Source organism: Gordonia shandongensis DSM 45094 (genome assembly GCF_000423025.1).
GTDB lineage: Bacteria > Actinomycetota > Actinomycetes > Mycobacteriales > Mycobacteriaceae > Gordonia > Gordonia shandongensis.
Map to the genome: position 1 here is coordinate 298883 of NZ_AUHE01000002.1, position 15786 is coordinate 314668.

Genomic DNA, 15786 nt, shown 5'->3' on the forward strand with positions numbered 1-15786 from the left:
GCTGACGTCGGACGGTCCGGTGAATTCGGGTTCGCCGGTCGCCGGTCGGTACACTGGCCCTCCGTGATCACCGCGACCGACCTGGAAGTACGAGCGGGCGCGAGGACTCTCCTCTCCGCGCCCGGGGACGCCCTCCGAGTGGCTCCCGGCGACCGCATCGGCCTCGTCGGCCGCAACGGGGCGGGCAAGACCACGACCCTGCGAATCCTGGCGGGGGAGACGCACCCCTACGCCGGCGAGATCCGGAGTTCCGGGCCCGTCGGATACCTGCCGCAGGACCCGAAGGAGGGCGATCTCGACGTCCTCGCGAAGAACCGGGTGCTCTCGGCGCGCGGACTCGACGAGATCCTGGCGTCCATGGCCCGTCAGCAGGCCGAGATGGAGTCGGCGTCGGACGACAGTCGACGCGACCGGGCCATCGCCAAGTACTCCCGCCTGGAGGAGCGGTTCGGCGCGCTCGGCGGTTACGAGGCCGAATCGGATGCCGCGCGGATCTGCAGCAGTCTCGGCCTGCCCGATCGGGTGCTCTCTCAGCCCCTGCACACGCTCTCGGGCGGACAGCGGCGTCGTATCGAGTTGGCGCGCATCCTCTTCGCGGCATCGGACGGCTCGGGGAAGTCCGACACCACCCTGCTGCTCGACGAGCCGACCAACCATCTCGACGCCGACTCCATCGCGTGGCTGCGGACCTTCCTGCAGAACCACGAGGGCGGCCTCGTCGTGATCAGCCACGACGTGGAACTCCTGGCCGACGTGGTCAACCGGGTCTGGTTCCTCGACGCCGTCCGCGGTGAGGCCGACGTGTACAACATGAGCTGGCAGCGGTACCTCGACGCTCGGGCGACCGACGAACAGCGCCGCAAGCGGGAACGCGCGAACGCCGAGAAGAAGGCGTCGGCGCTGCGCACGCAGGCCGCGAAGCTGGGTGCCAAGGCCACCAAGGCGACCGCTGCCCAACAGATGCTCAAACGCGCCGACCGGATGATGGACGAGCTCGACGAAGTGCGGGTGGAGGACAAGACCGCTCACATCCGGTTCCCGGAACCCGCGGCCTGCGGGAAGACACCGCTGACCGCCAGGGAGCTCACGAAGGTCTACGGCTCACTGGAGATCTTCACCGGCGTCGACCTCGCGATCGACAAGGGGTCGCGGGTCGTGGTCCTCGGGCTCAACGGCGCCGGGAAGACCACGCTGCTGCGCCTGCTGGCGGGCACCGAGGACCCGGATCTGGGCGAGGTGGTGCCGGGGTACGGTCTCAAACTCGGCTACTTCGCCCAGGAGCACGACACCCTCGACGACACGGTGTCGGTGTGGGACAACATCCGGCACGCGGCTCCGGACGCCGGCGAGCAGGACCTGCGCGGGCTCCTCGGCGCATTCATGTTCTCCGGCGCCCAGTTGGAGCAGCCGGCCGGGACGCTGTCCGGTGGCGAGAAGACCCGACTCGCGTTGGCGGGTCTGGTCTCGTCGGCGGCGAATGTGCTGCTCCTCGACGAGCCGACCAACAACCTCGACCCGGTGTCACGCGAGCAGGTCCTCGATGCCTTGCGGAGCTACACGGGAGCCGTCGTCCTGGTGACGCACGACCCCGGTGCCGCCGCCGCCCTCGATCCGCAGCGGGTGATCCTGCTGCCGGACGGCACCGAGGATCACTGGTCCGAGGAGTACCAGGAGATCATCGAGCTCGCGTGAGCACCGGTCACGCCGGTCGCGCGAAGACGACGATGTTGTCCCGATAACCCAGGGGCGGCCCGACGAACGGGCCGCCGCAGGTCACCAGTGCCAGCGTCTCGGGACCGTCCATCCGGTTCAACTCGTCGAACGGAACCGCATCGGCACCCTTTCCCTCCTTCCGGGCGTCCACGACGCGGGTCACCGAGTACCGGTGCCGGGCACCGTCGGTCGTGTCGACGGTGACGGTGTCGCCGGGCGACAGCTCCGCGAAACGAGCGGCGAACCCGGTGCCCTGCTGTGCGTCGTCGACATGGCCGGCGACGACGACGGTGCCCGTCCCCGAACCGGGGAGGGCGGAGTCGACCCACCAACCGAGACGCGCGATGTCGGTCGGTGGCAGAAGCGTGCCCTCAGCGTCGGTCGCGACGGCATCGGTCGCGGCGTGTGCACCGCCCACCTCCACGCCCGTCGGTGTGGAGGGGTCGTGCGAGACTGCACTCACCGGAGGTCGAAGGTTCTCTTGCGCGTGGGTCGTGTCCGACGCGTTCTGCTCGGTGCCACAGGCCACTGCGAGCGTCACGGTCGCGACGGCGACCGTGACGCCGAGCAGCCGACGGAGTCGGTGCATCAGTAGATCCTTCCGGTCGGAATCGACCGCAGCGGAACTCGATGTGCGGGGTTCCGGATGACGACCGGTTGTTCGATCGGGGTGTCGTAGAAGGTCAGGAAACGTGTCTTGCCACGGTGGACCTCGATGAAGTGCGGGGTGCGGTCCAGAACGTATCCCGCCGGTGCCGCGATCTCCTCGACCCGATATCCGCCGGGCGGCAGTTCGCCGATGGTGGCGACTCCGGCCGCCGACGTGGTCGTCTCCCGGACGAGGTCCCCGGACTCATGCGTGACGCGGAAGCGCGCGCCGGCCAACACGGCTCCGGTCACCTTGTCGCGTTTGGTGATCGACACGGCCCCGACGCTCGAGTGCTGACGCCCCATCTTGACCACGATCGAGTAGGCCTGTCCCGGTGCCAGTGTGAAGGACTTCGGTTCGAGGACGGCGATGTTGTAGTCGCCGACGACGGCTGCCACGCTGGCCCGCACGGTCCCCGCGGGCACCCGGACCGTCGAGGGTGTCGACACCGTCTGGAAGGGGCCGTGCTCGGGTCCCAGTTCCACGCGCACACCGGCGACGGCGTGCCCGTCGACCATGTCGACGGCTGTCACCGACACGGTTCCCGATCCGCGCGGCGTCGTGCTGGGGGTCGTTGTACTGGGTGTCGTCGAGCTGGGTGGGGTCGTGCTCGACGACGGCGCGGACGGGGACTCGGTGGACCGGGGCGGGGTGGACGACTCGACGGTCGTCGGCGCCGGAGGAGAGGCCGCCGGGGGCGTATCGGCCGGGGAGGAGGAATCGACTGCCGGCGCGTCGGCCCGAGCCTGGGGTACGACGAACACCGCGGCGGTGGCCAGTGCGACCAGGATCGCTGCGACCGCCACGAGAATGCGATGCGGTGACTTCTTCATGGTGAACTCCTGCTGTGTGTCCGGCGGAATCGGACCGCCGGAGCGCGGGTCCCGACATCTGTTACGTCGGCCACGGCGACAACACGGTTACGGTGCGGTGCGGTCGCGTCATTCGGCCGAATGGATCGTCCGGGCGGCCCGCCGATCAGGCGGTGCGCCCGGTCGGGACCGAACGGAGCGGGACGCGGTCGGCGGGATTCCGCTGCGCGGTGTAGCCGACGGGCAGGTCGTAGAAGACGGCCTCGGTGAACCATCCGCGAGGCACACGGATCCGCTGGGGTGTCGTGTCCAGGACATAGCCGCGGGGTGCACCGGTCTCGGTGACGACGTAGCAACCGGGCGGCACGGCGACCGTGCCGATGCCGTCGGCTCCCGTCGTCACCGTCGCCGCACGTCGGCCGGACCGACAACCGACGAGCTCGAAGGAGGCTCCGCCGAGCATCGCCCCGGTGACGCGATCCCTCTTGTGGAGGACCAGTCCGCTGCCCGGGGCGGGTTCGGTGGGCGACGTCGAGGGGGTGCTGGGCGATGATCTCGGGGTCGAACTCACGCGCGACGACGGGGGCTCAGATGATGCGGGCTGGGACGACGAGGGCTCAGATGACGAGGGCTCAGGTGCTGCGGGCTGGGACGACGATCGCGGGGCCGACTCCGACGTCGCGGTCGGAACGGCCGTGTCGGCCGGCGTGCCCGCCCCCGGTACACCCGAACCCGCGTCACCCGGCGGATCCTGGGCGGTCGACGGCGAGACGACCGCCACGATCAAGGCCAGGGCGCCGAGGAGCGCGGTGACGAATGCGGCGCTACGGCGAATCCAACGGTTCATGGGGCACCTCCGAGGGCGTGAAGCGCCGGCCCGACACGAGTCGGCGCGGCGGCGTCGACTCCCGACAGCGATGAATGCGGTCTCCTACCGGGTAGATCGGCGAAAGCTCCCGAAGAGTTACCGCCGGAGCCTCGGCTCGCGAGCGGGCGAACGCTTATTCGGCGAGCACCGCGGCCTTCAGATCGCCCTTCACCAGTTTCCCGGTCGGCGTTCGCGGAAGTTCGTCCACGAATCGGATCTCCCGAGGCACCTTGTACGGAGCCAGCTCCGCGGTGGCATGGGCGAGCAGTTCGGCCGCCAACTCCGGCGACCCCGACGCGGTGTCCACCAGCTGCACGAAACCGACGGGCCGTTCGCCCAGATCCTCGTCGGGCAGACCGATCACCGCGACGTCGTACACGGCCTCGTGGTTGATGAGCACGTTCTCCGCCTCCTGGGGGTAGATGTTCACCCCGCCCGAGATGATCATGAAGGCACGCCGATCCGTCAGGTACAGGAACCCCTCCTCGTCGAGATAGCCGAGGTCGCCGGTCGTCGCCCACGTGTCATGCAGCGGGTGTTGCGCCTCGCGGGTCTTGTCCGGATCGTTGTGGTACTCGAACGGCATCTCCTCGCGCTCGAAGTACACGGTGCCGACCTCGCCGACGGGCAGATCCGCTCCGTCGTCATCGCAGATGTGCACCACACCGAGCGCCGGGCGTCCCACCGATCCGGGATGCGCGAGCGCATCGGCGGAGTTGATCAGCGTGACACCGGCCGATTCGGTCGCCGCGTAGTACTCGTTGATCACCGGTCCCCACCATTCGATCATCCTGCGCTTGACCTCGGCCGGGCACGGTGCGGCGGCGTGGATGGCGCACTGCAGGCTCGAGACGTCATAGCGGTTGCGAACCTCGTCGGGCAGCTTCAGCATGCGGACGAACATCGTCGGCACCCATTGGCTGTGAGTGACCCGATAGTCCTGGATGTACTGCAGCGCCATCTCCGGGTCGAAGCGGTCCATCAGGATCGTCGTACCGCCGAGGGAGTTCACCATCGCGCAATAGCGCAGGGGGGCGGCGTGGTACAGCGGGGCGGGCGACAGGTAGACGGTCTCGGTGTCGAATCCGTACGCGGGTCCGAAGACTGCGGACACCAGGTCGGGGATCTGGTCGACCTGCCCCTGGGGGATGGCGGGGCGGATCCCCTTGGGCCTGCCCGTGGTCCCGGACGAGTACAGCATGTCGGTGCCGCGAGGCTGGTCGGTCAGCGGCGCCGGCGACGCCGCGGCGAGGAGTTCGGCGTGGTCGCCGAATCCGGGCACGCCGCCGTCGCCCGCCGCGGACGACCACCCGATTCGACGCGACGGATCGGCCAGTGCCGGAATCTCGTGGGCACGCGACACGGCGGGCGCCACCGATGACGCCGCGAAGACGATCCGCGCATCGCAGTCGGCGAGGATGTAGTTGACCTCCGACGGCGTGAGGTGATGGTTCACGGCGGTGACGTACATGCCGCTGCGCACCGCCGCCCAGTACACCCCGAACGCTCGCAGATCGTTGTCGGAGACGATGGCCACGGTGTCGCCCGGGCCGAGCCCGAGACCTCGGAGATGATTGGCGATCCGCGTCGAATCGTCGGTCAACTCGGCGTAGGTGAGTGTCTCTCCGGTGGCCGGACGGATGATCGCCGGTTTATCGGGGGTGCTGGCGGCGAATGTTCCCGGGTACATGGGCGGGCTCCTGTCTGTGGGGTGCGTCTCCACAGACAGTAACTGAGCGAGCGCTCATTCGGTGGCGGATCGGTGAATGACCGTCGCCGCTCCCATCACTCGCCGAGCGGCGCGCGCACCGAGGCCTCCACCAGATCGAGTACGGCGTGCAGGTCGTCGGTCGACTGGCCGGACGCCAACCGGGTGACGATGCCGTCGAGGATCACGTCGAGATAGGTCACCAGCACCTCGGGCTCCACGTCCTTGCGGAGACTGCCGGCCTGCCGTTTCCGCTCCAGCCGGGCCAACGTCGCGGCTTCGCGGTCGGCGCTCTGCGCCTCCCACGCCTCACGGAACCCGGGGTCCGAACGGATCTTCCGGACGATCTCCAGACGCGTGCTCAGCCACTCGTAGTCCTTGGGGCGGGCCAAGATGTCGCGCATCACCTGCACGAGGCCCTCCTGAGCGGCGACGTCCGCCATGCGTTCGGCGTCCTCCCGAGCCAAGGCGAGGAAGAGCGCCTCCTTGTCCTTGAAGTGGTGGAAGATCGCACCCCGAGACAGCCCGGTGGCCTCCTCGAGGCGTTTGACCGTGGCTCCGTCGTATCCGTATTCGGCGAAACAGTGCCGCGCGCCGTCGAGAATCTCCCGACGACGCGCGGCGAGCCGATCATCACTGACTCTCGGCATCACTGTTCCCCGTCGCTTCGCGCGGGCAGGGTGATCAGCCCTTGATCATGTTCCGAAGGACGTACTGCAGGATTCCTCCGTTGCGGTAGTAGTCGGCCTCTCCCGGCGTGTCGATACGCACGACCGCGTCGAACTCGACCTTCTCCCCGCTGTCCTTGGTGGCGGTCACGTGAATGGTCTCCGGGGTGACGCCCTCGTTCAGCTTCTCGATGCCGACGAAGTCGTAGACCTCGGTGCCGTCCAGACCCAGGGTCTTGGCCGACTCGCCCTCCGGGAACTGCAGCGGCACGACGCCCATGCCGATGAGGTTCGAACGGTGGATCCGCTCGAACGACTCGGCGAGGACCACCTTCACGCCCAACAGGATCGTGCCCTTCGCCGCCCAGTCGCGCGACGAGCCCGAGCCGTACTCCTTGCCGCCGATGACGACGAGCGGGATGCCGGCGGCCTGGTAGTTCTGCGATGCGTCGTAGATGAACGCCTGCGGTCCGTCGGGCTGGGTGAAGTCACGCGTGTACCCGCCCGAGACGCCGTCCAGAAGCTGGTTCTGAAGGCGGATGTTGGCGAACGTGCCGCGGATCATCACCTCGTGGTTGCCGCGACGGCTGCCCAGGGAGTTGTAGTCCTTGCGTGCCACACCGTGCGAATCGAGGTACTGCGCGGCGGGGGTCCCCGGCTTGATCGGGCCCGCCGGGCTGATGTGGTCGGTCGTGACCGAGTCGCCCAGCAGGGCCAGCACCCGGGCACCGGTGACATCCGAGACCGGCTGCGGTTCCAGCGTCATGCCGTCGAAGTACGGCGCCTTCCGTACGTAGGTGGAGTCGTCGCCCCAGGCGAAGGTGTCGCCCTCGGGGGTGTCCAGGCTCCGCCACCGCTCATCGCCCTTGAAGACGTCGGCGTAGGACTTGCGGAACATGTCCTGGCTGATCGCGTTCTTGATCGTGTCGTCGATCTCCTGTGCCGAAGGCCAGATGTCCTTGAGGAACACATCGGTGCCGTCGGTGTTCTGACCGAGCGGCTCGGTCTCGAAGTCGAAGTCCATCGTGCCGGCCAGGGCGTAGGCGATGACCAGCGGCGGCGAGGCCAGGTAGTTCATCTTCACGTCGGGGGAGATGCGTCCCTCGAAGTTGCGGTTGCCGGAGAGCACGGCGGTCACCGACAGATCGTTGTCGTTGACTGCCTTGCTGATCTCGTCGGGGAGCGGTCCGGTGTTGCCGATGCAGGTGGTGCAGCCGTAACCGCCCAGGTAGAAGCCGAGCTTCTCGAGGTACGGCCACAGGCCGGCCTTCTCGTAGTAGTCGGTGACGACCTGCGAACCCGGAGCCATGTTGGTCTTGACCCACGGCTTGGTGCTCAGCCCCTTCTCGACGGCGTTGCGGGCCAGCAGCGCGGCACCGATCATCACCGACGGGTTGGAGGTGTTGGTGCACGAGGTGATGCCCGCGACCGCGACGGCGCCGTGGTCGAGGATGAACTCGCCGTGCTCCTCGGAGACGACCTTCACCGGATTGCTCGGACGCCCCTCGGCCCCGTTGGCGGCCGACTGCACGTCGACCGCGCCGTCGTCCGCGAACGACAGAACAGCCGGATCGGAAGCCGGGAACGACTCCTCGACCGCCTCGTCGAGCTTGCTGTGGGCGGTCGGCATGTGCTCTTCGACGTAGTTGTGGATGTCCTTGCGGAAGGCCGTCTTGGCCTCCGAGAGCAGGATGCGGTCCTGCGGACGCTTCGGACCCGCGATCGCCGGGACGACGTCCCCGAGGTCGAGCTCCAGGTACTCCGAGTACTCGGGCTCGTGCTCCGGGTCGTGCCACATGCCCTGCTCCTTGGCGTAGGCCTCGACGAGAGCGAGCTGCTCATCGTCGCGACCGGTCAGGCGCAGGTAGTTGATGGTCTCCTCGTCGATCGGGAAGATCGCGCAGGTGGAGCCGAACTCGGGGCTCATGTTGCCCAGGGTGGCGCGGTTGGCCAGGGGCACCTCGGCGACGCCCTTGCCGTAGAACTCGACGAACTTGCCGACCACTCCGTGCTGACGCAGCATGTCGGTCACGGTCAGCACGACGTCGGTCGCGGTCACGCCCGGCTTGATCTCACCGGTCAGCTTGAAGCCGACGACCCGCGGGATGAGCATGGAGACCGGCTGGCCGAGCATCGCCGCCTCGGCCTCGATGCCGCCGACGCCCCAGCCCAGCACGCCCAGGCCGTTCTGCATCGTGGTGTGCGAGTCGGTGCCGACGCAGGTGTCGGGGTAGGCCTTGCCGTCGCGGACCATGACCGAGCGGGCCAGGTACTCGATGTTGACCTGGTGAACGATGCCGGTGCCCGGGGGGACGACCTTGAAGTCGTCGAACGCGCCCTGGCCCCAGCGCAGGAAGCGGTAGCGCTCGCTGTTGCGCTGGTATTCGAGCTCCACGTTGCGCTCGAAGGCGTCGGCGCGGCCGAAGACGTCGAGGATCACCGAGTGGTCGATGACCATCTCGGCGGGGGACAGCGGATTGACCTTGTTGGGGTCGCCGCCGAGGGCGGTGATCGCCTCGCGCATCGTCGCCAGGTCGACGACGCAGGGAACGCCGGTGAAGTCCTGCATGAGGACACGAGCCGGCGTGAACTGGATCTCCGTGCTCGGCTCGGCCGACGGGTCCCAGTTGGCGAGGGCGTTGATGTGCTCGGCGGTGATGTTGGCGCCGTCCTCGGTCCGCAGCAGGTTCTCGGCGAGAACCTTCAGCGCGTACGGCAGCTTCTCGGTGCCGGGCACGGCCTTCAGACGGTAGATCTCGTAGGAGTTCTCACCGACCTGGAGGGTGCCGCGGGAGTCAAAGGTGTTGATGCTCACGTGTGCTCCACTCATCTCATGCGTTTGTCGTCGGCGGGCTGCGCCGACAGACGTTCTTCTCGAAAGCCTCGCAGCAGCGGTGGGCTGTCGACCGCGTGCTACGACCCCATCATAGCAGTACGGGCGTACTGGTTGGTGGGTAACCGCGAGTCGACACGGGGAATTCATCCGCGAACGGGGTCGGCGGGGGACCGCGCACCGGTTCTGCCGTATCCTCGGCGACGACATCTGTTCGACCACGCGAGGGAGCCACCTCTGATGAACCCGGGCCCGACGGTCTTCCCGCTCGCCTCGCCGTCCACGACCGGCGTCCCGGTCGACGCGTGGTCGAACCTCGACATGCCGGCCATCACCGCCTCGTTGACCTCGAGCGGGGTGTGGGCGCCCGCACCTGCGCGGCCCGGACTCGAGAAGCTCGTCTCCGAGGCCGCGGACGATGGCCACGACCTGCATGTCGTGGTCCTCGACCAGTCGTACTCTCCGTTCACCGTCTACCGCGACATCGCGACCACCCTGCAGCGCGACGTCGGTGGGACCGTGCTGGTGTTCGGACCGTCTGGACGGGGGACCGCCTCGGACGAGTTCAGTCGCGTGCAACTCGAGGACGGCAGCCACGAAGCGGTGAAGACCGGTGATGTGACGGCGGCGGCGACGCAGATCTACCACAAGGCCGTCGATCCGAACGTCGATTGGACCGGTGTCACCATCGGTTTGATCGTGGTGGTCGCCGTGGGCGCGGCCGTCGCTCGGTGGCGGATGGTGCGGCGGCGTCGCACCGCCGTCTCGACGACGTCATCGGCGACGGCGCCCTCCGCGGGCACTGCCCGGGCGTCGAGCGACGCGGAGGCCACGGCCGCGGAGCCGGGTGCCGACGAGGGCGATGCGACGTCGGCGGACTCGGACGACGCCTGAGGCCGTATCTGCACGGCGTTCGGGCCGTGTTATTCAACTGTGACGATTTTCTAAGGCTTTCGCCTTTCTGCAGTTGGTGAACGTTTCCGCAGGTAATCACGTATTTGTAATTCATCGAACCAGGTTTCACGTGTTGCCTATGTGACGTACGGTGCTGGAGACACTTTATGGTGCTCAGGGGATTGACGTTACAAGGGAGTACTCGAGTTGAAGCCAGCCTCTTCCGGCGCGCGCTGGGCGATCCGCGGTGCCGCCCTCGGCGCCGCCGTGCTCGTCGGCCTACTGGGTGCGGGGCCAGCGGCCGCCGACCCCGGCAAGGCCGATCCCGTCGCGTCCTTGATCAACCAGATCGCCGACGTCGACCAGTCCCTCAGCGACCTGGCGTCGAACGTCCAGATCAAACAGGAGAACGTCAACCGCACGCTGGTCGACTTCCAGAACGCCCTCGCGGCACAGCAGGTGGCCGCGGCCGCCAGCTCCAGTGCCAAGAAGTCGCTGCACTCGGTCAGTGCCCGAGTGGAGGCCGCCCAGAAGGAGTTCGATGCATTCGTCCGGTCGGTCAACCGGCAGGGCAACAATCGCGGAGCGATGACCAAGTACGTCGCGTCCGACGATCCCTCGAAGGTTCTCGACCAGATGACGGCCGTCGACCAGATCACCCGCGATCAGCAGGCGACGATCCGCAAACTCCAGGTGGCGCGCAACCAGCAGGCCAACCGGGTCGCCGCCACCGAGGCCACGCGGCTGCAGACGACGATGGCGGCCGATGACGCGGCGGCCCGCAAGCGCGCCGCGGTCTCGGCGGTCAAGGAGGCGGAGACCGCCCTGTCCACCCAGCGGGGCAAACGGGAGAAGCTGGTCTCCGAGCGGGACTCGTTGACCCAGCGGCTCAAGGCGATGCGTCAGACGACCTCCGGCGACTCGGGGAGCCGCACCCCGGCAGACGCGATCGACAAGGCCCTCAAGAAGATTCCGAGCAAGCCGGTGGCCGGCGACGACGCGGTGGCGCAGGCGGCGGAAGCAGCGACCAAGCTCGCCGTCGAGACGGGCCAGGCACTGCTGGCGAGCCTGATCGGCAAGCAGGACCTCCCGAAGTCCGAGTTCTTGAACGAGTTGGGCATCGGCGGCAGCAGCGAGGAGCCCGGCGGCGATGTGATCTCGCGCCTCGGTTCGAACCTGCTCGGCGGCCTCCTCGGCGGCGGGGGCGGCGGTGAGATCCGCCCGGGCCTGCGGGGCCCCCAGGCGATCGATCTCGTGATCGACCGGATGAAGTCGCAGCTCGGCGTCACCTACGCCTGGGGCGGCGGTGACGCCAACGGACCGACGCTCGGCATCCGGGACGGCGGTGTGGCCGACAGTTACGGCGACTACCAGAAGGTCGGATTCGACTGCTCGGGCCTGATGATCTACGGCTTCGCCGCCGTCGGCATCGATCTGCCGCACTACACCGGATACCAGTACACCTCCGGGCCCCAGGTCCCGCTGTCGGAGATGAAGCGCGGAGACATGATCTTCTACGGACCCAACGCCAGCCAGCACGTGGCGTTGATCCTCGGCGACGGGACGATGATCGAGGCGCCCGCCTCGGGCGACGTCGTGAAGATCTCGCCGGTCCGCACCGACGGCGCCATGCCGAATGTCGTGCGGCTCCTCTGAGTCGCCACGAGTCCCGCTACTGTGGGTGGCGGTATCACGCACGCCTCGACCGGCAGGAGCATCGGTTTGACATCACCTGGCAGCAGCGGACGCACCCGCGTCACCTCGACGCGGTCGGTCACGGACGCGACCGACCCGACCCTCACCGCTGAGGATCGTGCGCTCTTGGAGCGCACGATGTTCGAGGTCAAGCGTGTGATCGTGGGACAGGACAAGCTCGTCGAGCGCATCCTGACCGGGCTGTTGGCCCGCGGTCACATCCTTCTCGAAGGTGTTCCCGGCGTGGCCAAGACGCTGGCCGTGGAGACCTTCGCCACCGTGATCGGCGGCAGCTTCTCGCGGGTGCAGTTCACGCCCGACCTGGTACCGACCGACCTCATCGGCACCCGCATCTACCGGCAGGGCCGAGAGGAGTTCGAGACCGAGCTGGGGCCGGTGGTCGCCAACTTCGTCCTCGCGGACGAGATCAACCGCGCACCGGCCAAAGTGCAGTCGGCCCTGCTCGAGGTGATGGCCGAGCGTCATGTCTCGATCGGCGGCACCACGCACCCGATGCCCGACCCCTTCCTGGTGATGGCGACGCAGAACCCGATCGAGAACGAAGGCGTCTACCCGCTGCCCGAGGCGCAGCGCGACCGCTTCCTGTTCAAGGTCCTCGTCGACTACCCCTCGGTCGAGGAGGAGCGCGAGATCGTCTACCGGATGGGGAACACTCCGCCCACGGCATCGCAGATTCTCGATCCGGCTGCGACGATCCGGCTCCAGCAGCTGGCCGGGACGGTGTTCGTGCATCACGCGCTCGTCGACTACGTGGTTCGCGTCATCACGGCGACGCGGCGGCCCGAGGAGGCCGGACTCGGCGACGTGGCTCAGTGGCTCTCATACGGCGCATCGCCGCGCGCGACGCTGGGAATCATCGCCTCGGCGCGGGCGCTGGCGCTCATCCACGGTCGTGACTACGTGATCCCGCAGGACGTCGTCGAGGTGATCCCCGATGTGCTGCGGCATCGTCTCGTACTCTCGTACGACGCCCTGGCCGACGAGGTGTCGCCCGACCACATCATCACGCGCGTGTTGCAGACGATCGCGCTGCCGCAGGTCGCCGCGGCCCCCAGTGCGCCGCCGCAGGTCGCCGCGCCCGGTCCCCAGCAGCCGGCGGCCCAGCAGCCGGCGGCCCAGCAGTCGGCTGCCCAGCACCCGGTGGCCCAGCAGCAGGCGCCCCAGCAGCACCCGGTGAACCCGCAGCCGAACCAGCAGCAGGGCGATGCCGGTCAATAGCGGTCTGCCGTCGTTCGCGGACGGCACACTCACCGACCCCGCGCTGACGGCGGCGCTCAGCTCCCTGGAACTGACGGTGCGCCGAAAGCTCGACGGCGTGCTGCAGGGCGAGCACCTGGGCCTCATCCCGGGTCCCGGTTCCGAGCCCGGCGAAGCGCGGGAGTATCAGCCCGGCGACGACATCCGCCGGATGGAGTGGGCGGTCACCGCCCGGACCGGGGTCCCGCATGTGCGGCAGATGATCGCCGACCGCGAACTGGAGACCTGGTTCGTGATGGACGCCTCGGCGAGCCTCGACTTCGGGACGGCCGAGCACACCAAACGGGACATCGCCGTGGCGGCGGCCGCCGCCATCGTCCATCTCACGGCCGGCGGCGGAAACCGGCACGGTGCGATCATCGTCACCGGCGACGACGTGGTCCGCATCCCGGCGCGCAGCGGCCGGGCGCACGACCGCGCGCTGCTGCGGGCGATGGCGACGACCACCCGCTCCGCACCCGGCGTCCGCGGCGATCTCAACGCGGGACTCGAGGCCCTGCGCCGCCCGATGCGGCGTCGCGGGCTGGCCGTCGTCATCAGCGACTTCCTCGGGACCGTCGACTGGGATCGATCGCTGCGCGCCATCGGCGGCCATCACGAACTGCTGGGCGTGCAGGTCCTGGATCCGCGGGACGAGGAGCTGCCGCCCGTCGGTCCGGTCACCCTTCGTGACGCCGAGTCCGGCGACATCGTCGACATCGACGTCACCGACCGTGTCCGCGACGACTATGCGCGGGCCGCAGCCGAGCACCGCGACGCCGTCGTCCGGTCGTTTCGCAGCGCCGGCGGCCCCGTGATGCGGCTGCGCACCGACCGCGACTGGATCGCCGAGACGGTGCGCTTCGTCGCCGCGCGGCGACGCACGCTGTCGGCCGGAGCGCGCTGATGAACGATCTCCTCGCTCACCCGTGGTGGCTGCTGGCCAGCCTGCTGGTCGTGGCCCTCGCAGCCGCGTATGTGATCGTGATGCGGCGGCGGCGCTCACGGGCGATCACGTTCGCGAACCTCGAGATGCTCAAGTCGGTCACACCGCGCGTCCAGGATCGATTCCGCCACGTGCCGGTCGCGATACTGCTCGTGGGACTGCTGCTGTTGACGGTCGCGATGGCCGGCCCGATGTCCGAACGCGATGTCGCCCGAAACCGCGCTACCGTCATGCTCGTGGTCGACGTCTCCAATTCGATGGAATCGACCGACGTGGCGCCGAGCCGCCTGAAGGCGGCACAGGCGGCCGGGAAGCGATTCGCCGACGACCTGACCGACGGCATCAACCTCGGGTTGATCTCGTTCGCGGGCACCGCCTCGACACTGGTGTCGCCGACACCGGACCACGATGCGACGAAGACGGCGCTCGACCGACTCAGACTCGCCGACAAGACCGCGACCGGAGAGGGCATCTTCGCCGGACTCCAGCAGATCCAGACCCTCAACGCCGCACTCGGGGGCGATGCCGCCGCACCGCCCGCCCGCATCGTCCTGCTCTCGGACGGCAAGCAGACGGTCCCCGAGAGTCCCGACGATCCGCGCGGTGGATTCACCGCGGCCCGCAAGGCCAAGGAGAAGGACGTTCCGGTCTCGACGATCTCGTTCGGCACCCTGACCGGCACCGTCGATCTCGAGAACCCCGGCGGCGGTATGGAGCGGGTTCCGGTGCCCGTCGACGACGACTCGTTGCGGACCATCGCCAACCTGTCCGGCGGCGACTTCTTCACCGCATCGAGCCTGGACGAGCTCAACAAGGTCTACGAGACACTGCAGAAGAAGATCGGTTACGAGCGGCAGCGAGGCGAGAATTCCCGCCCCTGGCTGATCGCCGGAACCCTGCTGGCGATCATCGGCTCGTTCGCAGCCCTGTTCCTGAACCGCAGACTCCCCTGAGATAGGTTGAACAACCATGGCAGAGACTTCATCGATCCCCGCCCAGACCCCTCGCTCCGTCCTGGTGACCGGCGGCAACCGCGGCATCGGCCTGGCGGTCGCGCGGCGGCTGGCCGCCGACGGCCACAAGGTCGCCGTCACACACCGCGGATCGGGTGCACCCGACGGACTCTTCGGCGTGCAGTGCGACGTCACCGACAACGCATCCGTGGAGAAGGCGTTCGCCGCTGTCGCCGAGCACCAGGGCCCGGTGGAGGTGCTCGTCGCCAACGCCGGGATCACCGACAACATGCTGCTGATGCGTCTGTCGGAGGAGAGTTTCGAGAACGTCGTCGACGCGAACCTCACCGGTGCCTTCCGCTGTGCGAAGGTCGCGACCAAGGGGATGCAGCGCGGGCGGTTCGGCAGGATGATCTTCCTCGGCTCCGTCGTGGCCACGTCGGGCGTCCCGGGGCAGGCCAACTACGCGGCGTCGAAGGCCGGACTGATCGGTCTGGCGCGCTCCATCGCCCGTGAGCTCGGGTCCCGGAACATCACGGCGAACGTCGTCGCGCCCGGCTTCATCGAGACGGATATGACGGCCGAGATGGAGGACAAGTACGTGGACATGGCCAAGCAGGCCATTCCGCTCGGCCGCATGGGTCGCCCCGAGGACGTCGCGGCCGCCATCAGCTTCCTGGCGTCCGATCAGGGCGGATACATCACCGGCGCCGTCGTCCCCGTCGACGGCGGCATGGGCATGGGGCACTGACACCCGACGGGCCGATCCCGGCCGTACACACCGAGACTC

At 68.5% G+C, this 15786-nt stretch carries 13 protein-coding genes; 7 read left to right on the top strand and 6 right to left on the bottom strand.

Going from position 1 to position 15786, the window contains the following annotated elements; genetic code table 11:
* The first annotated feature begins 63 nt into the window (after nt 1–63).
* Nucleotides 64–1692, top strand: coding sequence for an ABC-F family ATP-binding cassette domain-containing protein (locus G528_RS0104240; RefSeq protein WP_026917888.1), 1629 nt, complete (start codon nt 64–66; stop codon nt 1690–1692).
* Between the two features lie 7 nt (nt 1693–1699).
* Here G528_RS0104240 and G528_RS0104245 read toward each other — a convergent pair whose 3' ends face one another.
* The 6 genes from G528_RS0104245 to acnA all read right to left on the bottom strand — a co-directional run bounded on the left by G528_RS0104245 (nt 1700) and on the right by acnA (nt 9248).
* Nucleotides 1700–2302 carry a class F sortase gene (locus tag G528_RS0104245; RefSeq protein WP_035718849.1) on the bottom strand — a complete coding sequence of 201 codons (603 nt, stop codon included), beginning with the start codon at nt 2300–2302 and terminating at the stop codon, nt 1700–1702.
* Complete coding sequence (locus tag G528_RS17980; RefSeq protein WP_156890344.1) at nt 2302–2895, bottom strand: MSCRAMM family protein; 594 nt, start codon at nt 2893–2895, stop codon at nt 2302–2304. The genes G528_RS0104245 and G528_RS17980 overlap by 1 nt, the downstream gene beginning before the upstream one ends.
* 445 nt (nt 2896–3340) lie before the next feature.
* The gene (locus G528_RS18895; protein WP_342663104.1) at nt 3341–4021 is read right to left on the bottom strand and encodes a SpaA isopeptide-forming pilin-related protein; all 681 of its coding nucleotides are present in this window, start codon (nt 4019–4021) and stop codon (nt 3341–3343) included.
* 154 nt (nt 4022–4175) lie between these two features.
* Complete coding sequence (locus tag G528_RS0104265; protein WP_026917890.1) at nt 4176–5732, bottom strand: acyl-CoA synthetase; 1557 nt, start codon at nt 5730–5732, stop codon at nt 4176–4178.
* 95 nt (nt 5733–5827) lie between these two features.
* Nucleotides 5828–6400, bottom strand: a complete 573-nt coding sequence (locus tag G528_RS0104270) for a TetR/AcrR family transcriptional regulator (protein WP_026917891.1) — start codon at nt 6398–6400, stop codon at nt 5828–5830.
* Nucleotides 6401–6434: 34 nt separating this feature from the next.
* A complete protein-coding gene (gene acnA / locus G528_RS0104275; RefSeq protein ID WP_156890346.1) occupies nt 6435–9248 on the bottom strand; it encodes an aconitate hydratase AcnA in 2814 nt (937 codons plus the stop codon).
* A gap of 243 nt (nt 9249–9491) precedes the next feature.
* Here acnA and G528_RS0104280 point away from each other — a divergent pair, with 243 nt between their 5' ends.
* The 6 genes from G528_RS0104280 to fabG1 all read left to right on the top strand — a co-directional run bounded on the left by G528_RS0104280 (nt 9492) and on the right by fabG1 (nt 15747).
* A complete protein-coding gene (locus G528_RS0104280; RefSeq protein ID WP_026917893.1) occupies nt 9492–10145 on the top strand; it encodes an Rv1476 family membrane protein in 654 nt (217 codons plus the stop codon).
* 207 nt (nt 10146–10352) lie between these two features.
* Nucleotides 10353–11801 (top strand): NlpC/P60 family protein, encoded by a 1449-nt coding sequence (locus tag G528_RS0104285; RefSeq protein WP_026917894.1) that lies wholly within the window; start codon nt 10353–10355, stop codon nt 11799–11801.
* A gap of 177 nt (nt 11802–11978) precedes the next feature.
* The gene (locus G528_RS0104290) at nt 11979–13079 is read left to right on the top strand and encodes an AAA family ATPase (RefSeq protein WP_084638038.1); all 1101 of its coding nucleotides are present in this window, start codon (nt 11979–11981) and stop codon (nt 13077–13079) included.
* A complete protein-coding gene (locus tag G528_RS0104295; protein WP_026917896.1) occupies nt 13066–14004 on the top strand; it encodes a DUF58 domain-containing protein in 939 nt (312 codons plus the stop codon). Before G528_RS0104290 ends, G528_RS0104295 begins: the two co-directional genes overlap by 14 nt.
* Entirely contained in the window at nt 14004–14996 is a 993-nt protein-coding gene (locus G528_RS0104300; protein ID WP_026917897.1) for a VWA domain-containing protein, read from the top strand. The genes G528_RS0104295 and G528_RS0104300 overlap by 1 nt, the downstream gene beginning before the upstream one ends.
* 16 nt (nt 14997–15012) lie before the next feature.
* Nucleotides 15013–15747 carry a 3-oxoacyl-ACP reductase FabG1 gene (gene fabG1, locus G528_RS0104305; RefSeq protein WP_026917898.1) on the top strand — a complete coding sequence of 245 codons (735 nt, stop codon included), beginning with the start codon at nt 15013–15015 and terminating at the stop codon, nt 15745–15747.
* Nucleotides 15748–15786 lie beyond the last annotated feature (39 nt).